The following is a 22,892-nucleotide window of genomic DNA, read 5'->3' on the forward strand; positions in this document are numbered from 1 at the left end:
GCTTCCGTACCGCTGTACCGCTCTACCGCTCTACCGCTGTCTGCTCAGCAGATCTTGCTCAGCCGATCCTGGTCAGCTTGTCGCCGAAGGCCGGCTCGGTCAGGTCGTCCTGCAGCACCACCGGTGCCGTGACCTTTCCGGTGCCCGTGCCCACGGTGACCATGCCCACCTCGCTGCCCGCCTTCGCGGAGTGCGCGATGCCCTTGCCGCTGTCGGTCACCTTGAGCTCGACCTGCAGCCCGGGCCAGCCGACCGCCTTGAGGTTCTTCGTCGCTATGACCGGGGTCTGTGCGCCGAATCCGTTGTCCACATATCCGACCACGTCACCCTTCTTCACCACCGTGGCGGAGGTAGGGGCCTTCTGCGCGCCCTTTATCAGCTTCAGGCTGTTGGCCAGGGACAGCTCCAGACTGTCGTGGACCCCGCCGGTACCGGCCTGCTGGCCCATGACCGCCCCGTAGATCCACAGCGTCTTGCCGTCGACCACGGTGTTCGCGGACCAGAGGAGGTTCCCGCCCGCAGGGGTGGAGGAACCGGTCTTGATACCGCTCACGCCGGGCTGCAGAAGCAGCGTGTTGTTGTTGTAGATCTTGCCGGGCATGCCCTCGATCTCGATATCGGGCATGTCCACGATCTTCCGGAACACCTCGCTCCGCATGACCGACTGGGCCAGCTTCAACTGGTCGGTCGCGGTGGACACGGTGGTCTTCTTCAGGCCGCTCGGGTCCGTGTACGTCGAGTTGGTCATCCCGAGGTCCTTGGCCGCGTCGTTCATCTTGTCGACGAACTTGTCCTCGCTCCCGGAGTCCCAGCGGGCGAGCAGCCGTGCCGCGTTGTTCCCCGAGGGGATCATCAGCAGTTGGAGCAACTGGAGCTGGCTGAGCTTCTGGCCGTTGGTCAGCTGGGCCACGGACTCGTCCTCGTTCTTGGACTCGTCCTCCGCCTGCTGGTCGGCGGTGATCGTCTCGCCCTCCTCGTCACCCTTGAGCGGGTGCTCCTGGAGGATCACGTAGGCGGTCATGGCCTTCGCGACGCTGGCGATGGGCGCCGGCTTCTGCGCCCCCTCCGAACCGAGCGACCCGACGCCGTCCACCATCACGGCCGACTGCCCCTGGCCGGGCCAGGACAGCTTGGTCTCGCCGCCTTCGAAGGTGTACGTCGGCTTCGCCGTGAGCTCCAGGGCCGGGTCCGGCAGCGGGCGCATCACCTGCGCGATCGCAAAGACGATCAGCAGGAGGAGGAGCAGCGGGGTCCAGATCTTGACCCGCCGGACCGCCGTACGGACCGGGGTCTCGGCCGGCGGCGGGGTGTTCGTCAGCTCGGCGAGCAGGTCGAGCGGCGGCTTGGGCGGCAGCGGCTGCTGCCGGGTCCGCTCGGCGGCTGCCCAGGAGGGGGCGGCGGGGGTGGGAGCCGTAGCCTGGGTGGGCGGGGTGGCCTCCTGCTTGCCTGCCGGCGTCCCGGTCGCGGTCTCCGGCTTCGGCGCGCCGGGCGCGGGGGCCGGTCGTACGTCGTCGGAGCGCAGGGGCACGAAGGTGCTGGTGCGCTCGGCGGCGGTCTCGGGCTTGTCCTGCTCGGGCTTGTCCTGCTCGGGCTTCGCCTCGGCCTCGTCCTGCTTGCCCTGCTTGTCCTGAGCCGACTTCTCCTGCTCGGGCTTGTCCTGCTCAGGCTTGTCCTGCTTCGGCTGAGCGCCGCTCTCGGACTCGTCCCTCGCCTTGTCGCCCGCAGCCTTCAGCGCCTGGAGCTCCTGCGGCGAAAGCTTCAGTGCGGTCGTCGGCTGATCGACCCGCCCGGCGGGTGCGACGGCCTTGAAGACGGCCGTGGGCTGATCGATTCCTCGCAGGTCGGAGGTGGTGTCGGCGGAGTCGGTCTCGGGCTCGGGTTCCGGGTCGGTCGCGGACTCCGGCTTGTCGGCCTCAGTCGCGGCTGCGGCTGCGGCTGCGGCTGCGGCTTTCGGCTCGGCCTCCGGCTCCTCGACGGGCTTGAGCTCAGCTCCGGCTTCGGGCTCGGCCTCGCTGTCGGCGGCAGGCTCGGTGTCGTTGGCAGGCGCGGGCTCGGCAGCAGCCTCGCGACCGGCCTCGCGCGCAGCGGCAGCCCCGGGCACGGGCTCAGCGGCAGCATCGGGCTCAGGCTCAGCAGCCTCGGCCGCCGCGTCGGCGTCCCCGGCCGACTCGCCCTTCACCCCGCCCTTCGACGACTCCTCGACCTTGCCCTCGTCCTCGGCCGCCGCGTCGACCCACGCCGCCACAGCCGCGCGCAGCCGTACGTCACCGGCCTCCGGCTCCTCCGCCGCAGCGCCGGCCGTACCGTCCGCATCGTCCTCAGCGGCCCCCCCAGCCGCGGAAGGGCCCTCGGGACCCTTGGCGCCGCCCGAGTCCTCCGCGGAGCCCTGTGCGGGCTTCTGAGGCGTTACAGCGCCCTCAGAAGCCTCCCCGGGCCCCTCCTCGCGGGAAGCGCTGGAACCGCGAGAACCGGCCGCCCCCGCCTCGTCCTCCGGAAGCCGCGGCCGGAAGACGGCCGTGGCCGTGTCCGACTTCGCCGCCTCAGACTTCGCCGTGTCCGACTTCGCCGCCTCCGGCGTCACCTCGTCGACAGCCGCAGCCGCATCCGTATGCGCATCCGCGGCCTCGTCCACATCTCCACCGGGTTCGCGGAACACCGCGAAGCGCGGGTCGCGTTCCTCCGCAGCCGTCCCCGACGACTTCCGCTGCTCCGTTTTGTCGGGGGACTCGCCCGCCACCGATGCCTCCTCATGCGCCGCGGGGCAACCCCCGCGCTGTCCGAACCATCTACCAGTGTCCTGTGTGAACCCCTGGCCGAGCTGCTAGACGAGAACGACATACCTACTGGTTCCCGTACAAAGCAGTCAGGCGCTCTCGACAGATGAATGTGAGAGGGGTCACCCTGTCAGACATCCACGCGGGGAGGCATGGATGGGCAGGAGCCGCAGAACAATCCCGGAGGAGCTTCTGTTGCTCGCTCTGGACCCGACCACGGGTACCACAGCGCAGCCGCAGTCGCTCGACCTCGGCCTGGCCGGGGCACAGCTAGTGGAGCTGGCTCTGGCAGGACGGATAGCCCCTGACGGGGATCGTATCGCCGTGGTGATGCCACGGCCGACAGGAGATCCGACACTGGACTCCGCACTGGAGCTGCTGCGCCGTCGTGGCAGCCCGGTCCGGGCGGTCCACTGGATCGGCGGACCCCGGCTGGGGCTTCGCCAGATCTATCTCGCTCATCTGGAGCGGTGCGGCATGGTTCATGCCGTGGCGGGCCAGATGTGCGGAGTGCTGCCGACGACTCGCTACCAGGCGACGGAGACAGCCATCAGCCGGGACATCAGAGCCCGGCTGGACAGTGCGATCCGCACCGGCGTACCGCCGGACCCGCGGACCGCGGCGCTCGCCGCACTGGCCCACGCGGTCGGACTCGGCAAGCACCTGTACCCCGGGAACGAGGGGCGTTCATCGCGCTCCCGGCTCCGGGACCTGATCAGGCACGACCCCATGGGCGGCCTCGTGGCGCATGCCGTGATGGACGTCCAGAACGGAGTGGCGGTCCAGCCACGCCGTACGCAGCAGGCAGCGGGCGTTCCGTTGCAGCCGCAAGCACAGGCACGCCGGGGCAGCATGGCGCACACCGCCGCGAGCTGACGCCGGCCCGGAGCGCCTGAGCGCTGAGCACCTGAGCGCTGAGCACCAGAGCGCCCGGGCCGGACCCGAGCAGGACCGCGCAGAGGACCGCGCGGACAACCGCACACCGCCGTACCGTCGTCATCGGACCCGGTTCGGGAGCCGCACCACGCGCGGGGCAGCCGGTTTCGACCGGCTGCCCCGCGCGCTTGCGCGCCGTAGCGCACGCCTTTCCGCGCGCCGGTGTGTGCTCCGGTGCGCGGCCCGGGGCCTATACCCCACGCACCTGCGTGTGGCCGTTTCCCAGCGCGGCCGGGGCAAGGGGTGGCAATCTGCTGAGCAGTAGATACGCACAGCTACATAGCCGGAGGTGCACTTTCCGTGCCGTCCAACGTCAATCCCACAGTCAGGCGACGCAGGTTGGGCCAGGAACTGCGCCGCCTGCGCGAACTCAAAGGCATGACGGCCGAGGAGGTGGCGGAGCGTCTGCTCGTCTCGCAGTCGAAGATCAGCCGCCTGGAGAACGGGCGCCGCTCCATCAGCCAGCGCGACGTGCGCGACCTCTGCGGGGTCTACGAGGTCGAGGACGTCCGCATCGTCGACTCACTCATGCAGATGGCCAAGGACTCGCGCCAGCAGGGCTGGTGGCACGCCTTCGGCGACATCCCGTACAGCGTCTACATCGGCCTGGAGACCGACGCGGAGTCCTTGCGGGTGTACGAGCCCCAGATGGTTCCCGGCCTGCTCCAGACCCGGGCCTACGCGGAGGCGCTGATCAGCGGCGCGCTCCCGGAGGCGCCGCCGTCGGACATCGAGAAGCGCGTCAACGTACGGTCGCGGCGCCAGGACCGGGTCAACGCGCCGGAGAACCCGCTGCGGCTCTGGGCCGTGATCGACGAGTCGGCGCTGCGCCGGCGGGTCGGTGACAACCAGATCATGATCGACCAGCTGGAGCACCTCGTCGAGCAGTCGCACCTGCCGCACGTGACCGTGCAGGTGCTGCCGTTCGACATGGGAGCGCACCCCGGGATCAACGGGCAGTACGCGATCCTGGAGTTCCCGGACGCCGCCGACTCCAGCGTCGTCTACATCGAGGGCGTCACGAGCGATCTCTACCTGGAGAAGGCGAACGACGTCCAGCGCTACAGCGTGATGTACGAGCACCTGCGGGCGCAGGCTCTGAACGTGGAGCAGACGCGGGAGTTCATCACCAAGATCGCCAAGTCGTACACCAGCTGAATCAGGACACTCCCAAGAGCACCGGGTGAGCGGCGGCGGCACGATACACCGCCGCCGACTCACAGCGTAAGAGTTACTGACCAAATGACACCCGGTCGAGTGAACGGCCATCTCATGGACGGGGCTTGGCGAGTAGCGTCGATCACGCCAACCGCAATCAGGTCGGCGCGACTCACCCAACTCTCTGAACCGGAGTGAACATGGCAATTCTTCAGGGTGCTACGGACACGTGGACGAAGTCGTCGTACTCCGGGGGCAACGGCGCGTGCGTCGAGGTCAAGTCCCCGGTCGCTCTGTCCATCGCCGTGCGTGACTCGAAGGCCCCCGAGGGCCCTTCGCTCACCTTCGTCCCCGGTGCGTGGAACGCGTTCGTGCGCGATGTCGCCACGGGCCCGGTCGACGCCTGACCTCACCGCAGGCTGCACCACAGCACATCGCGCCACCGCATCACGCACCACCGCACCACCCCGCACCACCCCGCACCACCGCATCACCGCACCACCGCACCACCGCACCACCTGATGGAGCCCTCTCGACCGGTTCGCCGTCCTGGCCGAGGGGGCTCGGCACGCCACCGCCCACACACCCCCACCCCCACCCCCACCCGGCGACCGTCACCTCAACCGGTCGACGTACCGATCGGTCCCCGGCACGGTCGGGATGAACGGCGCGACCAGCTCGACCCGCCCCAGCCCCGCCTCCGCGACCGCCGCGTCGAGCCCCGTGAAGTGCGCGTCCCAGCAGCTGCGAGGGTCCTCCTGGAGGAACCACAGCAGCGTCAGCCGGGTCTCCACCCCCTCGACCTGCTTCACGTACGTCATGCGGTCGCCGGGCAGGGGCGTCGGCCGGAAGACGGTCACCATGGCCGCCGGCGAACCGCTCAGCCGCTGCGGCAGATGCCGGGACCTCAGCCACTCCAGCAGCTCCGCCCGCTGCTCGGGCCCCTCGGCGTCGACGACCTGGAGGACGAGACCCTCGTACGGATGGTCCAGCGCGTGGAAGTCCCGTGGGCCGGCCGCTCCGTCGCGGTAGACGGTGGCCTCGTGGTCCTGGAAGGCCGTGAAGACGTGGGTGCGGTCCTGGTGGACGCGGCCGTCCCGGTTGAGCCGCTTGTTGATGGCGATGGTCCACTTCATGTGCTCGTCGTAGCGGCCCTCGGTGACCCAGTACGTCGACAGGTAGCACCCCGTCCCCACCGGCCGCGCGACCGCCGACTCCGCGGGATAGCGCAGCTCCTGGAGGTCCTTGGTCGCCACCCAGCGCCGCCCGGCGAACATCCACGGCATGGCCGTCGCACCGGCGTAGTAGTGGTCGTCCTCGTACCAGCGGTTGTACGCGTACTCATGGCCCGGATGCGGCTCGACCATGGTGATCAGAGCGTGCCCCGGACGCACTCCGTACGGCCCCACCGCCGCCAGCTCGGCATACCTCTCGCTCCGTGTCCCGTCATCGCCCACCGGGCCTCCCTCCTCTTCCATCGGCCCCCGCATCAACCTACTCTGACGATCCGTCAGAAAAACTTCCAGGGCCGGGAGGCGCCGATGTCAGGCACACCGATGCTGCTCGCGGGAAAGACCGTCATCGTGTCGGGCGTCGGCGCCGGGCTCGGGCACCGGGTCGCGGAGACCGTCGTACGGGACGGAGGGCGCGCGGTGCTCGGCGCGCGCACAGCGGCCAACCTGGCGAAGAGCGCGGCGGAGATCGATCCGGAGGGCCTCCGCACCGCCCATCTGCCGACCGACATCACCGACGAGGCGCAGTGCGAGGCGCTGGCCGCACTGGCGGTGGAGCGGTTCGGCGGGATCGACGCGGTGGTCCATGTGGCCGCCTGGGACAGCTACTTCGGCGGACTGGAGGACGCGGACTTCGCCACCTGGCAGTCGGTCCTCGACGTGAACCTGCTCGGTACGCTGCGGATGACCCGGGCCTGCCTGCCCGCCCTCAAGGAGCGCGGCGGCTCGGTGGTGGTGATCGGCACGCAGTCCGCGGTGGCCGCGCCCTCCCAGGTGCGGCAGGCGGCATACGCGGCGTCCAAAGGCGCGCTGACCTCGGCGATGTACTCGCTGGCGCGGGAGTTGGGGCCGCACCGGATCCGGGTCAACACCGTGCTGCCGGGATGGATGTGGGGGCCGCCGGTGCAGGCGTACGTCCAGATCACCGCCGACACCGAAGGCGTACCGGAGTCCGCGGTGCTGGCCCGGCTCACCGAGCGGATGGCGCTGCCGGAGCTGGCCACGGACGGCGATGTGGCGGAGGCCGTCGCCTTCCTGGCCTCCGACCGGGCGCGGGCGATCACCGGCCAGTCGCTGCTGGTCAACGCCGGTGAGCTGATGCGCTGACCTACGGTGTCACGCGCCGCGCGGGTAGCGGGCCAGCCAGCCTGGGGCCGCGGCGGTCGGGCTGTGGAGGGCCGGGCCCTGGGTCATCTCCATCGCGAAGTCGTCGGCCAGTTCGAGGAGCGTGGGCCGGCCCTCCAGCTCCGCGAGCCAGGCCGGCGGCAGCGCGGTCTCGCCGTGCAGCGCGCCGAGCAGCGCCCCGCAGACGGCCCCGGTGGCACGGGACGGCCCACCATGGTTGACCGCGAGGCGCAGCCCGTGGCGTACGTCCTCGCTGACCAGCGCGCAGTACACGGCGACGGCGAGCACCTCGTCCGCCGCGTCGCTCGCACCCAGCGCCTCGATGAGCGCCGGTCCCGGAATGCCCTGCCGCACCGACCCGAGGGCCTGTTGCAGGGCCTCGGTCACCGGCTCGTGGCCGGGGCGCTCCCCGAGCAGCGCCATCGCGTGCTGCACCGAACCGTCCAGGGTCTCGCCGCGCGCCAGCCCGTGCACGAGTACGGCGAAGGCTCCGGCGGCCAGCTGGGCGGCGGGATGGCCGTGGGTCTGGGCCGCGCACTCGACGGCCAGCTGGAGCACGAGCTGCGGCTCCCACCCCACGAGCAGCCCGAACGGCGCGGACCGGGTGAGCGCGCCGGAGTCCCGGGCGGTGGGGTTCTTGGGCCGCTCCAGCGTGCCCATGACGGTGTCGCCGAAGCCGCCGAGGCACACGCGGGCGGGCTCGCGGCGGGCGTAGAGCCACTCCTCGGCGGCCAGCCAGCCGTTGTCCTTGCGCCGCTCGTCGGGCCCCCAGTCGTGCTGGGTGGCGGCCCAGCGCAGGTGGGCGCGGTGGACGTCGGTGGGCGGGTGCCAGGCGCCGGTGTCGCGGCGGACCTGGGCGCGGATCAAGCCGTCCACGGTGAAGAGGGTGAGCTGGGTGAGCGCGGTGACGGCGCCGCGTCTGCCGTGCGCGGGAACGTAGTCGACGACGCCTTCGGCACCGTACGCCGCCCGGATCTCCTCCAGCGTGAGCCCGCTGACGCCGGCCCCGAGCGCGTCCCCGATGGCCCCGCCGAGTAGCGCCCCGCGAACCCGGCTGCGGAAGTCCTGCTGCTCGGCCCGTCCCCAGACCGCCGTGGTGCCTGTGCTCACCCCGCCGCCTCCCGCCACCCCATGGTCCGCCGCCAGTGCGGGCCTCTGCGGGCGACCGCCCCAGCACTGTAATCGAACGGGAACGGGCGGTAGAGGGGGCGACCGGGACGCGGCCGTCCGCACTGTCCCGATACACGCGCAATGGCCCGGCGGTACGACGGAGACGCGGCGTCGATATCCCGCTCCCGGACACGCCACTAAGGCGTGCGCCGGGCCGGCAGGAAGGCGACCGCGGCGGCGATCAGCGGGAGGAGCGCGAGTCACCGACCCGGTCACCGGCATGATGACCGCGCCGGTCCGGGCGGAGAACCTGGACGAGGGCGGCTGCGCGGTCTACTGGGAATCCGAGCTGTTCACCGAGAACGTCAACCTCTTCCGTGATCTGGCGCAGGCCCCGGTGCCGGTCGCCGGACTCCGCCGGACCACCGGCGACGCGCCGGCGCGCAGCACGCTGTACCGGACCTTCATGCGGCCGCGCGGTCTCCACGACGAGCTGCGCGCGGTCCTGCGCGTCGGCGGCCGCCCGCAGGGCCACATCAGCCTGTTCCGGTCCGAGGGCCGCGCGGCCTTCGACGACGCCGAGACGCGGCTGATCGCCTCCGTCCTCACTCCGCTCGCCAAGCGGCTGCGCTCGTTCGCGGAGCCGTCGCCGCAGCCGCTGCCGGACGCGCCGCACGGTCCCGGACTCCTCCTGTTCGACGCGGGCGGTGCGCTGATGTCGGTGAACGACGACGCGCAGGCCTACCTCGACACGCTTCCCGACGGCCCCGCCGTGCCGTCGCCGCTGGGCGTCCGCGTACCGGCCTGGGTCCAGGCGACGGCGATGAAGGCGCGCGCCGTCGCGCGGGAGCGGGACGGCGGCCAGGCGCGCGCACGCGTACGGAACCGGGCGGGCCGCTGGCTGGTCTGCCATGCCTCCTGCCTGCGCGAGGCGAACGGCCGGCTCGGCGCGTCGGCGGTGGTGATCGAGCCGGCGAAGACCTCGGAGATCGTGCCGCTGGTCGTGGACGCGTACGAGCTCACCGACCGCGAGACCGAGGTCACCCAGTACATCGCGCGCGGCCTGCCGACCGGCGAGATCGCCACGCGGCTGCACCTGTCGCCGCACACGGTCCGCGACCACATCAAGGCGGTCTTCGAGAAGGTCGGCGTCTCCAGCCGCGGCGAGCTGGTCGGCAAGCTGTTCACCGACTACTACGCGTCGCTCGCGGAGAAGAACATGACCCGGGTCCACACCGGCTGACGGACCGGCTGACCGGCCGACTCACTGGCCGGCCGGCCAACCGACTGGCTGGCTGGCTGGCTAGCTAGCGACAACGCCCCGAAGCAGCGCCGACAGACCGCACCGCACGGCTCCCCTCCGGCCCTTACGTCCCTCCCCTCACCCCAGTCACCCCAGCCGCTCCCGCTGCGCCCGGGCCCAGCCGTACTCCGGGTCCAGCTCCAGCGCCCGGTCCAGGTCCGCGCGGGCTTCCGGGAGGCGGCCCAGGGCCTCCAGCGCCAGGGCCCTGCTGCCGTGGGCCCAGGCGTAGCAGGCGTCCATCGCGATGGCGCGGCCGTAGCAGGCCACGGCCTCCTCGTACCGCCCGGTCGCCCGGTACACCTCGCCCCGCTCCCCTTCCGTCCCGGCGAGACCGGGCGTGAGCTCCTCGGCCCGGTCCAGGTCCGCGAGCGCGCCCACCGGGTCGCCGAGCGCCGTACGCGCCTGGGCCCTGCGCACCAGCGCCCACACGTACTCCGGCCACAGCGCGATCGCCCGGTCGAAGTCCTCCAGCGCCTCCTCGTGGCGCCCCAGCCGGTGCAGGACCAGCCCGCGGCTGCCGAGCGGCACCGCGTCGGCCGGATCCAGCGCGTGGGCCCGGTCCAGGACGGTCAGCGCCTCCTCCAGCCGCCCCATCCGCCGGTACGTCTCACCGCGCTCCCGCACCGCCCAGGCCCAGGTCGGCGCGATCTCCTCGGCCCGGTCCAGGTCCGCGAGCGCCTCCTCGTACCGGCCGAGCGCCCGCAGCACCACCGCCCGTCCCTGGTAGGCCCGTTCGTGGCGCGGGTCCACCGCGACCGCCCGGCCGTGGTCGGAGAGCGCCGCGTCGAACTCCCGGGCCCGGAAGCGCTCCCAGCCGCGCGCCACCAGAGCCGCCGCCCGCTCCGTATCGGTCAACTCCACGCGGGTCAGCAGGAGTCCGAGGACGGCGGTGGGCCGGGGGCCGTGGTCGGTGCAGGCGACGAGGAGGTCCCGGCCCCAGTCGCGGAGTACGGCGCTGTCGGCGTCCTCACCGGCCTCCACCAGGGTCCGGGCCCAGTGCCGGGCGGCGGACGGCTGCTGGCCGCAGACCGCGATCCCGGCGCGCAGGGCGTCGGCGAGGGCGGTGCGGGGGCGGGCGCAGAGCCGGTGGTAGAGCACGTCGAGGGCGGCCCGGCGCCACGGCTCCTCGGCCCAGAGCCGGTCCGGGTCGAGCCCTTCGGCCGCCGCGTCCCGGCGTACGGCGAAGGCCTCGGCCAGCCGGTCGTGCGTCTCCTTCCACCGCCGCGGTGAGCCGGTGCGCTGGAGCCGGAGCATCGGGGCCCGTACGACACCGTGGTAGCGGGAGCGGCCCGAGTGGGGCTCGACGACGAACGGCAGCTCGTGCAGCCAGTCGTAGAGCCCGGGGACGGTGGTGGGCGCGGCGACGGCCACCAGGTCCTCGTCGAACCTACGGGGCAGCGCGCAGGCGAGGGCCGCCGCCCGGCGGTCCGGGTCGCTCTCGCCGGCCAGGAAGCGCTCGACGGCGGTCGCGTTCGCCTCACCGGCCGCGCCGGGGTTGGCGGCGAGCGTCGACACCAGGACCGGCAGCCCGCCGGAGAGCCGCAGCACCTCCCGTACGACGGGCTCCGCCACCACCCCACGCTCGGCCAGGAGTTGGCGCGACTCCGCCTCCGTGAACGCCCCCAGCGGTACGTCGGCCACCAGGCGGCCCCGATCGCCCCAGTGCGCGGGGTCCAGGCGCCGCTGCCCGGCCAGTGTCAGGACCAGGTTGGCGGGCAGCTCGCCGTACCGGCCGGGAAGCAGCAGGTCCGCCAGCCACCGGTCCAGCAGGGGCGCGGTGCGCTCGTAGGTGTCCAGGAACAGCGCGATCCACGGCACCGCGTCCGCGATCCGCCCGAGCTCGGCGACGAACACCGGCGTCAGCGCCCGTACCGGCTCGGCCAGCAGGAACGCCTCCTCCTGCTGCCGCGCCCGCCCGCCGAACACCGCCCGCAGCCCGCCGGCACCGCGTGCCACGACCGCCGGATCGATGCCTCCGGCGAGCGCCCCGACCACGGGTATCGCCCCGGCCGCGACCAGCCCGGCCTGCGCGGCGGCGAGAGCGGCTGGCGAGGGCTCGTCCCCGTCGGCCGCGAGCCGGCCCGCCGCGTCGTGGAGGGCGCGCCGGTACGTGGCCAGCATCCGGTCCAGCGCCCGGAGCGGGTGCCCCTGGTCGGCCAACTGCCCTGCCACGGAGGCCAGAAGCTCCGGGACGGAGTCGGCCCCTTCGTCGACGGACGCGGTGACCGCCCCGAACTCCCTTGCCTCCTCCTGCCATTCCCGTACGAGCGAGGTCTTGCCGACCCCGGCGTTGCCCCGCACATGAAAGACGAACCGGTGGAGTGGGTCCTCGGGCGGAGTGGAGAAGTTGGCGCGAAAGAGATCGAGTTCACCCTCCCGCCCGACGAACGCGGCACGCCGCTGCCCTTCGACGATCTGCTGGAGGGAGAGGCGGCGGGGCGAGGTGGCGGGCATGGGGGCCAGTCTGTCAGCGGACCTGGGGATCCGGCAGCCGCTCCCCCCGGCTGTGCGCGATGAGCAGCACGTCCCGCAAGGACAGCACGGCCTGCGTGAGCGCGAACCGTAGAGCGACCTCCACGACGGAGGCTTGAATAACTGCATCGAGGTCGCCGACGGCTACCGCGGCCTCGTCCCCGTACGCGACAGCAAGGCCCCCGCAGGCCCGGCGCTTTTCGTCGCCGCCCCCGCCTGGGCGGCCTTCGTGGAGTTCGCGGCCCAGGCCTGAACCCACCGGCGTACGGCCCCGGGCCCGTGTCTCCGTCCTCTCCGGGCGAAGGTGCGGGCCCGGCGTGGCAGGCCTGGGCATCGTGACCTTATGCTCGCGAGCGGGATGGGGCTCGTAGCGCAGTGGTTGTCGCGCCTTCACCGCATGTGGGAGGACGCCGGTTCGAATCCGGCCGGCCCCATCCCGTCGCCTGCCGGCCCGCCCGTCTCCACGCAACCGCCCCTGAGTACGCGCGCTCATGATCACCCGGCGTCCGCTTCCTACCGTGGCCGTCATGGACACGGAAGAAGCGGCCACCGCAGCAGACACCCCCTCCGCCGACGGCTCACGGTGGTTCTACGGCTGCTCGATCACGGTGATCGCCCTCTTCGCCCTCTTCGCGCTGTTCGCGCTGTTCGCGCTCGGAGCGCACGCGGTGACGGAGTTCGAGAAGAGCCTCGACGGCGACGGGCAGATGGAGCAGCCCGGCCGGTCGGGCAGCGCGTACGAACCGCTCGGCCCCGGCGCGACGGCCCGGTACGAGGACGGGCTGCGGGTCTCCGTCAGCCGCCCCGAGGCCCACGACGACGGCACGTACAGCCTCACCGTGACCTACGAGAACGGCAGCGACGAGGAGCTGGCCCTCGACCGGGCCTCGTACTCCACGCCCCTCGCCGTCCGGGCCGGCGAGGCGAGCGACGAGGACCACTTCGCCGGGTACGACGTGGAGTGGCTGAACCACGCCCGCTCGACCGCCGCCCTCGCACCGCCGCTCGCCGAGGACGACGAACGCACCGTCCCGATCCACCTCAAGCCGTCCCGGAAGGGCATCCCGGTCACGGTGGAGGTCACCCCCTCGAACGCCAACTCCCGGGAGACGGCCCACTTCCAGCTCACCCTGGACTGACCACCGGGGCCACCGGGGCCACCGGGACCACCCCGGCCGTCACTCGTCGGGGACGTACCGCAGCACATCCCCCGGCTGGCACTCCAGTACGCGGCAGATCGCCTCCAGCGTCGCGAACCGCACCGCCTTCGCGCGGCCGTTCTTCAGGACGGCGATATTGGCAGGCGTGATCCCGACAGCGGTGGCGAACTCCCCCACCGACATGTCCCGTTCGGCGAGCAGCACATCGATCTCGACCACGATCGGCATCAGATGACCTCGGCCAGTTCCGTCCGCATGTCCATCGCCTTGCCGAGCAGCGTACGCATGATGACCATGAGCATGGAGAACGCCGCTCCCACCGCCACGCACGCCAGCGCGGCGAGCAGCGCGCCCTCGACGTCCATGCCGTCGTCGGGGGACGGGATGGTGTCGAAGGTGAGGTGCACCGCCGCCCCCAACGCGATCAAGGTCGCCACGACGGCCGCGCCGATGATGGTGTCGACCCAACGGAACGCGGAGCGCGTGAAGATGGCGTCCCGTTCGACCTTCGAGAGCAGCATCCAGATCGCACCGAGGGCGACCTGCACGCACGCCACCCCGAGGATCGACGCGATGACGTACGGCAGGGCGTAGGGCTCGTACGGAGGGAAGAGGTCCACCTCGTCGGCCGCGGTCGTCGGGATGATGACGGCCTGGGCGAAGAGGCCGGACAGGACCGCTGCCGCGATGCCGATACGGAGGATGCCCACCAGAAGACTGTGCATCTATCGAGTTTCGATCGATAGCTATCGAAAGTCAATAGATGTCACGGTCAGGCCCAGGGGTCGAAGGGGATTCCGGCGGGCTTGGCGTTGTTGAGCAGGTTGCGGAAGCGGTCGTCCTTGTCGGTGACCTTGATGGTGGCGGCGCCGAAGTCGGCGTTCATGAGGCGGTCGCGAAGTTCCGTGCTGGGGAAGCCGTTCCAGTCGACGATGGGCGGGTAGCGCCAGGTGCCGTAGTGGTTCTCGGGCGGCTCGTCGTTGTTGTTGGCGAGGCGGAAGAAGTGCGTGCTGGGGCCGTCCTTGTGGTAGACGGCCTTGGGGTGCGAGCCGTCGAAGCGGACCTGGGAGCGGGGGTAGGTCTTGACCGTGCGGTGCTGGGTGGTCGAGACGTAATCCACCTGGTTCGAGGCCTGGTTGACCCAGGAGATGACGTGCTCGAAGTCGTGGCGGTGGCCGCCGAGGCCGCTGCCGTGGACGGCCTGGTCCTTCTCGAAGTAGCTCGCGTAGACGATCCCGCACCACCCGTTGTTGCACTTGGAGCGGGCGTACGTCTGGGAGTTGTCCAGGTCCCACTTGTCCCGGCAGCTCCCGTTGATCGCGCCGGACGCCTTGAGGCCGGGGGCGAGGGTGCCGTCGGGGCCGATCGCGGGCGTGGCGTAGCAGCCGTCCCCGTCGTAGTCGTAGGCGGGCGAGAAGGTCTGCTCGTAGCCTCCGGCGTTCTGCGGGAGGTGCTGCGGCGGGTCGGCGTGGGCGGCGGACGCGGTGCCGAGCACGAGGAGGCCGGCGGCGGCGGCGAGGACGGTGGCGGTGCGGGTGACGGTCGGCATCCCGGGCGGGGTACGGCGCATGGGGTCTCACTCCTGACTCGGCAGAGCGATACGACAGGGGCAGTCCCCGCAAGAATTGCCCTGCTCATGACAGAAGGAAACGGCGGAGCGCCGGGCAGGGGCCCGGCTGGGGAGGGCCGCCCCTCACCGGCCGGGGGCCCCTCCCGGTCGAGGGGCCCCCGGCCTGCCGGTCAGCCCGGCACCACCGGCAGCAGCTCCGGCAGGTGGCCGTCCGAGGCCGTCGCCGCCGCGACCCGCTCGGCCGGGACCTCTCCGTACAGCGTCGTCCGGGGGCGGGACGGGCGGCCCGCCAGGTCGGCGATCGCCTTCAGGTCCTGGATCGAGCGGTACGAGCCGTAACTCGACCCGGCCATACGGGAGATGGTCTCCTCCATCAGCGTGCCGCCCAGGTCGTTCGCGCCCGAGCGGAGCATCTCCGCCGCGCCCTCCGTACCCAGCTTCACCCAGCTCGTCTGGATGTTGGTGATGTGCGGGTGGAGAAGCAGGCGCGCCATCGCCGTCACCGCCCGGTTGTCGCGGTCCGTCGGGCCGGGACGCGCGATGCCGGCCAGGTAGACCGGGGCGTTGGTGTGGATGAACGGGAGCGTGACGAACTCCGTCAACCCTCCTGTCTCCTGCTGGAGTTGGGAGAGCGTACGGAAGTGGCCCAGCCAGTGGCGGGGCTGGTCGACATGGCCGTACATCATCGTCGAGGACGAGCGCAGGCCCACCTCGTGCGCCGTCCTGATGACCTCCAGCCAGGTGGCCGTGGGCAGTTTGCCCTTCGTGAGGACCCAGCGGACCTCGTCGTCGAGGATCTCCGCCGCCGTACCGGGGATCGAGTCGAGTCCCGCTTCCTTGGCGGCGGTCAGCCAGTCGCGGATCGACATCCCGGTGCGGGTCGCGCCGTTGACGACCTCCATGGGGGAGAACGCGTGCACGTGCATCCCCGGGACGCGCTCCTTCACCGCCCGCGCGATGTCGAAGTACGCCGTGCCGGGCAGGTCCGGGTGGATGCCGCCCTGCATGCAGACCTCCACCGCGCCGACGTCCCACGCCTGCGCCGCCCGGTCCGCGACCTGGTCCAGCGAGAGCGTGTACGCGTCGGCGTCCGTGCGGCGCTGGGCGAAGGCGCAGAAGCGGCAGCCGGTGTAGCAGACGTTGGTGAAGTTGATGTTCCGCGTGACGATGTACGTGACCTCGTCGCCGACCACGTCCCGGCGCAGCGCGTCCGCGATCCGGCACAGCTCGTCCAGCGCCGGGCCGTCCGCGTGAAGCAGGGCCAGGGCCTGGTCGTCGGTGAGCTTCGTCGGGTCGTCGGCGGCCTGGCTCAACGCCTGGCGTACGTCGGCGTCGATGCGGGACGGGACCATGCCGGGCGCCGCCGCCTCGCGGAGCGCCTCCCAGTCCCCGTACACCTCGTCGAAGTCGTTGCGGCGGTCGCCGGTGCGGCCCTCGGTGTCGATGGTGGCGTGCAGGTCGGTGCGGCCGGAGGAGGTGAAGCCCTCGTCCGGTTCCTGCCAGGGCAGGCCGACGGGCAGGGCGTCCTCGCGGGCGAGGCCCGTCTCCGGGTCGGCGAGGGCGCGGACGTGCGGGAGGAGGCGGGGGTCGAGCCAGGGCTCGCCGCGCTGGATGAACTCCGGGTAGATGGTGAGGCGTTCGCGGAGCGTGAAGCCCGAGTCCGCTGTCTTCTGCGCCAGTTCGTCGATGTGCGGCCAGGGGCGTTCCGGGTTGACGTGGTCGGGGGTGAGCGGCGAGACCCCGCCCCAGTCGTCGATGCCCGCGCCGATGAGCAGCGCGTACTCGGCGTCCACCAGGTTCGGCGGCGCCTGGATGCGGGCGGACGGGCCGAGGATGTGCCGGGCCACCGCGATGGCGGCGGCCAGCTCCTCCAGCTCCGCGTCGGGCATCCCGCGCATCGCCGTGTCCGGCTTGGCGCGGAAGTTCTGCACGATGACTTCCTGGATGCCGTGGTAGGCGCGGGCCGTCTTGCGCAGCTCGAAGAGGGAGTCGGCGCGCTCCTCGTACGACTCGCCGATGCCGATCAGGATGCCGGTGGTGAACGGCACGTTGGAACGTCCGGCGTCTTCGAGCACGCGCAGCCGTACGGCCGGTTCCTTGTCCGGGGAGCCGTGGTGCGGGCCGCCGGGCTCGGACCAGAGGCGGGTCGCCGTCGTCTCCAGCATCATCCCCATGGACGGCGCCACGGGCTTGAGCCGCTGGAGGTCGGTCCAGGTCATCACGCCCGGGTTGAGGTGCGGCAGCAGGCCCGTCTCCTCCAGGACCCGGATCGCCATGGCGCGTACGTACGCGAGCGTGTCGTCGTACCCCTCCGCCTCCAGCCACTCCCGCGCCTCGGGCCAGCGGTCCTCCGGGCGGTCGCCGAGCGTGAACAGCGCTTCCTTGCAGCCCATCGCCGCCCCGTCGCGGGCGATCTTCAGCACCTCGTCGGGCGACAGGAACATGCCGTGGCCGGCGCGGCGGAGCTTGCCGGGGACGGTGACGAAGGTGCAGTAGTGGCACTTGTCACGGCAGAGGCGGGTGAGCGGGATGAAGACCTTGCGCGAGTACGTGATCACGCCCGGCCGGCCCGCCGCTTCCAGGCCCGCGTTCCGGACGCGGGCGGCGGACGCGGCCAGATCCTTCAGGTCCTCGCCGCGCGCCTGGAGCAGGACGGCGGCCTCGGTGACATCGAGGGCGACGCCGTCACGGGCCCGTTTGAGCGCGCGCCGCATGGCGTTGGAGGTGGGACGTCCGCTCTGGGGATCGGCATCGGGATCGGTCATGAACCGAGCATACGAGCGAGGCGCGCGCACCGGACCAGGGCCTGGGGCCTGTATGCGCAGGCCGCGAGGTGCTCCTGGTCACTCGTGCGGGCCGACTCACCCGGATGCGCGCCCGTTGACGGCGTCCTCACGCCTAAGGTCGGAACGGTGATGGAAACGATCGTCCTCGGCATCGGTGAAACCCTCGTACGCGACGACCGCCACTGGGCGTCCTGGGCCAACTGGCTCGGTGTGCCCGCGCACACGCTCGGCGCGCTGGTCGGCGCGGCGGTCGCGCAGGGCCGCGACGCGACGGACGCGCTGCGGGTGCTGCGGCCGGACATGGACGTCGACGAGGCGTACCTCGCCCGGGCGGCGGCCGGGCGCGGCGAGCACCTCGACGAGTCGGACCTCTACCCGGACGTACGGCCGGCGCTCGCGGAGCTGCGGGCGGCGGGCGTACGGGTGGTCGTGGCGGGGAACGGGTCGGTGCGGGCCGGGGAGTTGCTGCGGGCGCTGGACCTGCCGGCGGATCTGGTGGTGACGTCGGACGAGTGGGGCGTACGGAAGCCGGACCCGGCCTTCTTCGCGCGGGTGGTGGAGGTGGCGGAGGCGGATCCGTCGGCGACGCTGTACGTGGGCGACCATCCGGCGGACGACCTGTTCCCCGCCGCGGCGGCGGGGCTGCGGACGGCGCATCTGCGGCGGGGGGTGTGCGGGTTCTGGTGGGCGGAGCATCCGGATGTGGTGGGGGCGGCGGACTTCCGGGTCAACGCGTTGACGGAGCTGGTGGGGCTCGACCCAGCCCGTCCGGCGTCGGGCGCCCAGCCAGCCCGTCCGGCGATTGAGGACGGAAGCGGGGCGGTGGGGGCCGGGCGGCCTGCGAGGGTCTCGTACCTGAGGGGCCTCTGAACGCCCGGGCCCACCCCAGCAAGGGTTCCGTCCTCAAACGCCGGACGGGCTGGGGTGGGCCGGGGTTCGTCCTCAAACGCCGGACGGGCTTGGGTGGGGTGGGCCCGCGTGCCTACGCCGGGTCCAGTCGGGACACCGTGCCGCCTATCGCCAGCACATACAGCTCCCCGTCCCCCGCCTCCACGAACGAGATCACCTCGCCGCCCTGCACCCCCAGGTCACCCTCCTCCGTCACCGCGCCGTCCTCGATGCGCAGCGTGCGGAGCGTGCCGTCGCAGTAGTCGCTGTAGACGTAGCTCCCCGCCAGGTCCGCGATCGCGTCGCCCCGGTAGACGAAGCCGCCCGTCACCGAGCAGCCCAGGCCGCTGCGGTCGTACTCGTGGACCGGCGGCACATGGTTCGCCGGTTCCGTGCCGCCGCGGAACGGGTGGTTGCCCTCCATCGAGGACCAGCCGTAGTTCTCGCCGCCCTTGCTGCTCGCGGGGGCCCAGTCGATCTCCTCCCACTCGCTCTGGCCGACGTCGCCGATGAGCAGGTCGCCCGTGCCCGCGTCGAACGAGAACCGCCACGGGTTGCGGAGCCCGTACGCCCAGATCTCGTCCTTCGCGCCCTCCTCCGCCACGAACGGGTTGTCGGACGGGATGGCGTACGGCTCCCCGCCCGTCGGGTCGATCCGGAGGATCTTGCCGAGCAGCGTGTCGAGGTTCTGGCCGTTGCCGTGCGGGTCGCCGCCCGAGCCGCCGTCGCCGAACGCGATGTAGAGGTAGCCGTCGGGGCCGAACTTGATGTCGCCGCCGTTGTGGTTCGGGTACGGCTGCTCCTGCGTGAGGACCGTACGCCGGGTGTCCGGCTGGAGTTGGCCGTCCTCCACCGCGAACTCGTCGATGGTGGAGGTGCCTTCGAGATTCGTGTACGAGATGTAGAAGTGCGCGAACTCCGGGTCGAACGCCACGCCCAGCAGGCCGCGTTCGCCGTCGGTCGTGGTCTCGGCGGAGATGTCGAGGACCGGGTCGCTCAGGCCGTAGTCGCCCAGTACGCGTACGGTTCCGGCCCGTTCGGCTATCCAGACCTTGCCGTCCGGTCCGGCCGCGCCGGCCGACGGGCCCTGCGCGCGGGCCACTTCCGTCAGTACGACCTGCGCCGAGGGCCCGGCGGGGGGTTCCTCTGCCGATGCCGTGGTCAGCGTCAAGGTCACTGCGAGGAACAGGGCGCCGATGATCGCCGAGCTTCTGGTGCGAACTTTCACCGTGGCCTCCTGGAGGCGGCGAGTGGGGGAGTTCACCCTGGCTGCTCGGGGCAGAGTTCGGTGGGGGTGCCCGCGCCAGCATGCAACCGGGGTGGGGGGCGTGTGCCACTGGCTACGGATGAGGGTACGGGGACGGGAGCGCATTGGCCTAGGCCAATGCGCCGACCAATTCCGGTTCCGGGCAAGCTACTTGCCCAGCACGGCCTCCATCACCTTCTTCGCGATCGGAGCGCCGAGCCGGCCACCGGAGATGTCCGAGCGCGAGATGTCCATGGCCGTCGGGTCGATGAAGACGGCGACGGCGACCGAACGGCCGTCGTCCGCCTTGCCGTAGCTGACGAACCAGCCGTACGGCACCTCGTCGCGCACATTCACACCACGCTGGGCCGTGCCCGTCTTGCCGCCGACCGTCACCCCGTCGATCAGGGCGCGCTGCGCGCTGCCCTCCTTCGCGGTGTGCTCCATCATCTCCTGGACCTTCTTCGCCGTCTCCGGCGAGACGGCCTGGCGTATCTCCGCCGGGTTGTTCGTCTCCAGCGTGGAGAGGTCCGGGCCCCTCAGCTCTTCCACGATGTACGGCTGCATCAGCTTGCCGTCGTTGGCGAGCGCCGCCGTCACCATCGCCATCTGCATCGGCGTGCTCGTCAGGCTGCCCTGGCCCATGCCGGTGAGCGCCGTGCCGGGCTTGTCGAGCTTCGGCGGGTAGAGGCTCTTCGTGGCGAGCATGTCGCCGAAATCCTCGGCGTACACGTCCTCGTTGAAGCCGAACTTCTCCGCCGTCTCCCGCATCCGGTCCTCGCCCAGCTGTGCCGCCGCGTCGAGGAAGACGTTGTTGCAGGAGTACTGCATGGCGGTCTTCATGGACGCCTTGTTGCAGAGCGCGTCACCGGCCTCGCTGCCGATCTTGCTCTGGGACAGCGGCAGCGGATACGGCGAGACCGCCTTCGTCGGCGCGTCCACGTCCGAGACCACACCGTGCTCCAGCGCCGCCGCGGCGGTGAGGATCTTGAAGGTCGAGCCGGGCGGGAAGGTCTCGCGCAGCGGCCGGTTGGCCAGCGGCTTGCCCTTGTCGTCGAGGAGCGCCTTGAACCGGTCGCTCTCCTTGAACGAGATCCCGGCGAAGACCCCGGGGTCGTACGAAGGCGTCGAGACCAGGGCCAGCACCTTGCCGGTGCTCGGCTCCAGGGCGACGACCGCGCCGCGCGCGCCCAGGTCGGTCAGGCCCTTGTAGCCGGCCTTCTGCGCCTTGGGGTCGATCGTGGTGATCACGCTGCCGCCGCGCCTCGGCTGCCCGGTGAGGACGTCCTTGGCGTGCCGGAAGGCGAAGCGGTCGTCCTGGCCGCTGAGGACGCTGTCGTACGTCCGCTCCAGCAGCGAGGTGCCCTGCGCCTGCGAGGCGTAACCGGTGACGGGCGCGTACATCGGGCCCTCCTTCCAGGTGCGCCGGAAGGTGTAGTCCCTGCTCCCCGTCTCCTTCGAGCCGGTGATCGCCTTGCCGCCGACGATGATGTCGCCGCGCGGCGTGGCGAACCGCTCGTACCGGACCCGGTGGTTGTGCTCGTGCTGGGACAGCTCCACGCGGTCGACCTGCTGCAGCCAGTTCGCCCGCAGCAGCAGCCCCAGCATCAGCAGTCCGCAGAAGATGGCTATGTGCCGCAACGGCCTGTTCATTCCACTCCCCACCCGGGCGGGCCCACCGCCCGCACGTCTTCGATCCCCGGGCTAAGGATGCCCTGTCGGAGGCCCCGGTTCCACGCGGCCCACTCCCCGGCCCCATGTGGTTCGGAGCCGGTGGGCGCCTCCTCGGGCTGCGGGACGCCGCGGGCGCTCCGAGGGCGGGGGCCCCTCGCTCTCACTCGGCAGTGATGACGATGGCGTTGCCCACCCGGCGCTCTTCGCCCGCGCCGTCGGAGGGATGGTTGACCACCGCCCCCTTCACCCACATCGTTGACGAGCCGCCGCCATCCAGATTGATGGCATCAGCCGCACCCAGGTTCTTCATCGCCTCCGCCAGCTGCGCCATGGTCAGACCGTAGGCGGTGTCCTTCGGACCGGACTTCTTGTCCACCACCACGAGCACCAGTTCCTTGCCGGCGGTGATGCCTGCCGCGGTGCGCGCGTTCCTCGGGGCGAGATACGCGTACTGGGGTGTGGTGCTGCCGCTGAAATCGAACGGTCCCACCGATCCGTTTCTCACCAGCCGCGGACCGCCGTTGACGGTCGCGTCATCGGCGCCGGGAAAGTGCACGGGAGTCTCGGCCGATGCGCCCCTCTGGACGGCTGTGGCCGGAAGCGACATCGTCGATCCGATGACGGCGTCGGCCTTCAACCGTTCCGCATGCGAGCCTGTGGCGACGACCACATGTTCCCCCGGTGCGGCCACCATGCCGTCGGTCGTGTCCGAGACCCTCTTCACCGTCCGGTCCACACCGATCAGAACGGCCCTGACCTTCCCGGCGAGGAACGGCAGAGCACCGAACTCCTCCGTGAAGAGGATGGTTTCCTCACTGTCCAGGCAGTGAATTCCCACCTGCGGCATACGCGGGTCGATCAGGTTCTTCGCGTCGGCATTACGGTCGTTGACCCCAGCAGGGCCGAAGCCTCCCCCGCAGCCCTGAATCCTGCCCGGCTCCCGGTTCACTCCGTCCAATAGGTGACCGGGGCGGCTCGGATTGCCATCGGGGGGTGTGAACGTGATTTCTGACTGGCTCCACACCTTGTCGATCCAGAGGTTGGTGCCGTGGTTTCCGAGACCGAGAGCGGATTCACCGTTGGACGCGGAGTTCAGCACCTTTCCGTCGACCACCGTCAGCCCGCCCAGAGCGCCGGGCGAGAACGTCGAGGCAATGTCGAAGAAACCTCCGTTGACCGCCGCGAGGGGTTTCAGCCCTTGGCTCGCCATGAGCTCCGCCATGGCGCTGGTCTTCTCCCGGTCCATCACCGTCTCACCCTCGGTTGCCCGAATTTTTCCGGTGAACGACGCAAAATCCACGGTCAGGGCCCGCACGTGCCGGGTCCGGCCGTCCCGCAATGTGCTCTCGATCCTCATGAACGCCAGCCCCGGCGCCACCTGGCAGAGGGCTCTGCGCTCGCTCGTGGTTTCGGCCAGGAGGCGATCGGAGGTGTCGCTCACCTTGTACAAAGCAAGAT

General features: G+C 71.4%; 18 protein-coding genes, 1 tRNA gene and 1 pseudogene. 9 read left to right on the forward strand and 11 right to left on the reverse strand.

The features are described 5' to 3' along the window. Positions 1 to 58 precede the first annotated feature (58 nt). Complete coding sequence (locus tag ACQP09_RS13680) at positions 59 to 2,737, reverse strand: serine hydrolase (protein ID WP_433398964.1); 2,679 nt, start codon at positions 2,735 to 2,737, stop codon at positions 59 to 61. Positions 2,738 to 2,930: 193 nt separating this feature from the next. On the opposite strand from ACQP09_RS13680, the gene ACQP09_RS13685 reads away from it, so the two are divergent. The 3 genes from ACQP09_RS13685 (at position 2,931) to ACQP09_RS13695 (ending at position 5,275) form a co-directional block, all read left to right on the forward strand. After that, positions 2,931 to 3,650 carry a GOLPH3/VPS74 family protein gene (locus tag ACQP09_RS13685; RefSeq protein WP_093692004.1) on the forward strand — a complete coding sequence of 240 codons (720 nt, stop codon included), beginning with the start codon at positions 2,931 to 2,933 and terminating at the stop codon, positions 3,648 to 3,650. Positions 3,651 to 4,010: 360 nt separating this feature from the next. Next, a complete protein-coding gene (locus ACQP09_RS13690; protein ID WP_404069204.1) occupies positions 4,011 to 4,868 on the forward strand; it encodes a helix-turn-helix domain-containing protein in 858 nt (285 codons plus the stop codon). Between the two features lie 200 nt (positions 4,869 to 5,068). Beyond that, complete coding sequence (locus tag ACQP09_RS13695; protein ID WP_433398969.1) at positions 5,069 to 5,275, forward strand: DUF397 domain-containing protein; 207 nt, start codon at positions 5,069 to 5,071, stop codon at positions 5,273 to 5,275. 207 nt (positions 5,276 to 5,482) lie between these two features. Here ACQP09_RS13695 and ACQP09_RS13700 read toward each other — a convergent pair whose 3' ends face one another. Next, complete coding sequence (locus ACQP09_RS13700) at positions 5,483 to 6,346, reverse strand: hypothetical protein (protein WP_433398971.1); 864 nt, start codon at positions 6,344 to 6,346, stop codon at positions 5,483 to 5,485. A 78-nt stretch (positions 6,347 to 6,424) separates the two neighbouring features. On the opposite strand from ACQP09_RS13700, the gene ACQP09_RS13705 reads away from it, so the two are divergent. After that, positions 6,425 to 7,207 carry an SDR family oxidoreductase gene (locus tag ACQP09_RS13705; protein ID WP_433406582.1) on the forward strand — a complete coding sequence of 261 codons (783 nt, stop codon included), beginning with the start codon at positions 6,425 to 6,427 and terminating at the stop codon, positions 7,205 to 7,207. Between the two features lie 9 nt (positions 7,208 to 7,216). On the opposite strand, the gene ACQP09_RS13710 is transcribed toward ACQP09_RS13705, so the two are convergent. Next, the gene (locus ACQP09_RS13710; protein WP_433398974.1) at positions 7,217 to 8,335 is read right to left on the reverse strand and encodes an ADP-ribosylglycohydrolase family protein; all 1,119 of its coding nucleotides are present in this window, start codon (positions 8,333 to 8,335) and stop codon (positions 7,217 to 7,219) included. A 280-nt stretch (positions 8,336 to 8,615) separates the two neighbouring features. Between ACQP09_RS13710 and ACQP09_RS13715 the strand changes: the two genes are divergently transcribed. Continuing rightward, the gene (locus ACQP09_RS13715; RefSeq protein ID WP_433398976.1) at positions 8,616 to 9,578 is read left to right on the forward strand and encodes a LuxR C-terminal-related transcriptional regulator; all 963 of its coding nucleotides are present in this window, start codon (positions 8,616 to 8,618) and stop codon (positions 9,576 to 9,578) included. 147 nt (positions 9,579 to 9,725) lie between these two features. Here ACQP09_RS13715 and ACQP09_RS13720 read toward each other — a convergent pair whose 3' ends face one another. Beyond that, positions 9,726 to 12,092, reverse strand: coding sequence for a tetratricopeptide repeat protein (locus ACQP09_RS13720; RefSeq protein ID WP_433398979.1), 2,367 nt, complete (start codon positions 12,090 to 12,092; stop codon positions 9,726 to 9,728). A 112-nt stretch (positions 12,093 to 12,204) separates the two neighbouring features. Between ACQP09_RS13720 and ACQP09_RS13725 the strand changes: the two are divergent. The 3 genes and pseudogenes from ACQP09_RS13725 to ACQP09_RS13735 form a co-directional block, all read left to right on the forward strand. Then, a pseudogene (locus tag ACQP09_RS13725) lies at positions 12,205 to 12,363 on the forward strand (DUF397 domain-containing protein); the annotation flags it as partial. Between the two features lie 107 nt (positions 12,364 to 12,470). After that, positions 12,471 to 12,544 (forward strand) — tRNA-Ala (locus ACQP09_RS13730). A gap of 93 nt (positions 12,545 to 12,637) precedes the next feature. Then, positions 12,638 to 13,249 (forward strand): hypothetical protein, encoded by a 612-nt coding sequence (locus ACQP09_RS13735; RefSeq protein WP_433398981.1) that lies wholly within the window; start codon positions 12,638 to 12,640, stop codon positions 13,247 to 13,249. 39 nt (positions 13,250 to 13,288) lie between these two features. Here ACQP09_RS13735 and ACQP09_RS13740 read toward each other — a convergent pair whose 3' ends face one another. The 4 genes from ACQP09_RS13740 to ACQP09_RS13755 all read right to left on the reverse strand — a co-directional run bounded on the left by ACQP09_RS13740 (position 13,289) and on the right by ACQP09_RS13755 (position 17,605). Next, positions 13,289 to 13,498: a helix-turn-helix domain-containing protein gene (locus ACQP09_RS13740; RefSeq protein WP_433398984.1), complete on the reverse strand. Its 210-nt coding sequence runs from the start codon at positions 13,496 to 13,498 to the stop codon at positions 13,289 to 13,291. After that, positions 13,498 to 13,995 (reverse strand): DUF2975 domain-containing protein, encoded by a 498-nt coding sequence (locus tag ACQP09_RS13745; protein WP_433398986.1) that lies wholly within the window; start codon positions 13,993 to 13,995, stop codon positions 13,498 to 13,500. The genes ACQP09_RS13740 and ACQP09_RS13745 overlap by 1 nt, the downstream gene beginning before the upstream one ends. 47 nt (positions 13,996 to 14,042) lie before the next feature. Beyond that, on the reverse strand, positions 14,043 to 14,840 hold the full coding sequence (locus ACQP09_RS13750; RefSeq protein ID WP_433398989.1) for an NPP1 family protein: 798 nt from the start codon (positions 14,838 to 14,840) through the stop codon (positions 14,043 to 14,045). A 170-nt stretch (positions 14,841 to 15,010) separates the two neighbouring features. After that, on the reverse strand, positions 15,011 to 17,605 hold the full coding sequence (locus ACQP09_RS13755) for a bifunctional FO biosynthesis protein CofGH (RefSeq protein WP_433398992.1): 2,595 nt from the start codon (positions 17,603 to 17,605) through the stop codon (positions 15,011 to 15,013). A 150-nt stretch (positions 17,606 to 17,755) separates the two neighbouring features. Between ACQP09_RS13755 and ACQP09_RS13760 the strand changes: the two genes are divergently transcribed. Then, on the forward strand, positions 17,756 to 18,496 hold the full coding sequence (locus ACQP09_RS13760; RefSeq protein ID WP_433406583.1) for an HAD family hydrolase: 741 nt from the start codon (positions 17,756 to 17,758) through the stop codon (positions 18,494 to 18,496). 112 nt (positions 18,497 to 18,608) lie between these two features. On the opposite strand, the gene ACQP09_RS13765 is transcribed toward ACQP09_RS13760, so the two are convergent. The 3 genes from ACQP09_RS13765 to ACQP09_RS13775 form a co-directional block, all read right to left on the reverse strand. Continuing rightward, complete coding sequence (locus ACQP09_RS13765) at positions 18,609 to 19,742, reverse strand: PQQ-dependent sugar dehydrogenase (RefSeq protein WP_433398995.1); 1,134 nt, start codon at positions 19,740 to 19,742, stop codon at positions 18,609 to 18,611. A gap of 186 nt (positions 19,743 to 19,928) precedes the next feature. After that, the gene (locus ACQP09_RS13770) at positions 19,929 to 21,413 is read right to left on the reverse strand and encodes a peptidoglycan D,D-transpeptidase FtsI family protein (RefSeq protein WP_433398997.1); all 1,485 of its coding nucleotides are present in this window, start codon (positions 21,411 to 21,413) and stop codon (positions 19,929 to 19,931) included. Between the two features lie 181 nt (positions 21,414 to 21,594). Next, positions 21,595 to 22,875, reverse strand: a complete 1,281-nt coding sequence (locus ACQP09_RS13775; RefSeq protein WP_433399000.1) for a phosphodiester glycosidase family protein — start codon at positions 22,873 to 22,875, stop codon at positions 21,595 to 21,597. Between the last annotated feature and the right edge of the window lie 17 nt (positions 22,876 to 22,892).

It is taken from the genome of Streptomyces sp. CA-146814 (genome assembly GCF_050942385.1).
In the GTDB taxonomy this organism is placed as follows: Bacteria; Actinomycetota; Actinomycetes; order Streptomycetales; family Streptomycetaceae; genus Streptomyces.

Bases quoted from the DNA above. Each gene is read 5' to 3' on its own strand.
- ACQP09_RS13685 (WP_093692004.1), top strand. From the start codon at position 2,931: ATGGGCAGGAGCCGCAGAACAATCCCGGAGGAGCTTCTGTTGCTCGCT.
- ACQP09_RS13695 (WP_433398969.1), top strand. From the start codon at position 5,069: ATGGCAATTCTTCAGGGTGCTACGGACACGTGGACGAAGTCGTCGTAC.
- ACQP09_RS13700 (WP_433398971.1), bottom strand. From the start codon at position 6,346: ATGGAAGAGGAGGGAGGCCCGGTGGGCGATGACGGGACACGGAGCGAG.
- ACQP09_RS13705 (WP_433406582.1), top strand. From the start codon at position 6,425: ATGCTGCTCGCGGGAAAGACCGTCATCGTGTCGGGCGTCGGCGCCGGG.
- ACQP09_RS13715 (WP_433398976.1), top strand. From the start codon at position 8,616: ATGATGACCGCGCCGGTCCGGGCGGAGAACCTGGACGAGGGCGGCTGC.
- ACQP09_RS13720 (WP_433398979.1), bottom strand. From the start codon at position 12,092: ATGCCCGCCACCTCGCCCCGCCGCCTCTCCCTCCAGCAGATCGTCGAA.
- ACQP09_RS13735 (WP_433398981.1), top strand. From the start codon at position 12,638: ATGGACACGGAAGAAGCGGCCACCGCAGCAGACACCCCCTCCGCCGAC.
- ACQP09_RS13740 (WP_433398984.1), bottom strand. From the start codon at position 13,498: ATGCCGATCGTGGTCGAGATCGATGTGCTGCTCGCCGAACGGGACATG.
- ACQP09_RS13745 (WP_433398986.1), bottom strand. From the start codon at position 13,995: ATGCACAGTCTTCTGGTGGGCATCCTCCGTATCGGCATCGCGGCAGCG.
- ACQP09_RS13750 (WP_433398989.1), bottom strand. From the start codon at position 14,840: ATGCGCCGTACCCCGCCCGGGATGCCGACCGTCACCCGCACCGCCACC.
- ACQP09_RS13755 (WP_433398992.1), bottom strand. From the start codon at position 17,605: ATGACCGATCCCGATGCCGATCCCCAGAGCGGACGTCCCACCTCCAAC.
- ACQP09_RS13760 (WP_433406583.1), top strand. From the start codon at position 17,756: ATGGAAACGATCGTCCTCGGCATCGGTGAAACCCTCGTACGCGACGAC.
- ACQP09_RS13770 (WP_433398997.1), bottom strand. From the start codon at position 21,413: ATGAACAGGCCGTTGCGGCACATAGCCATCTTCTGCGGACTGCTGATG.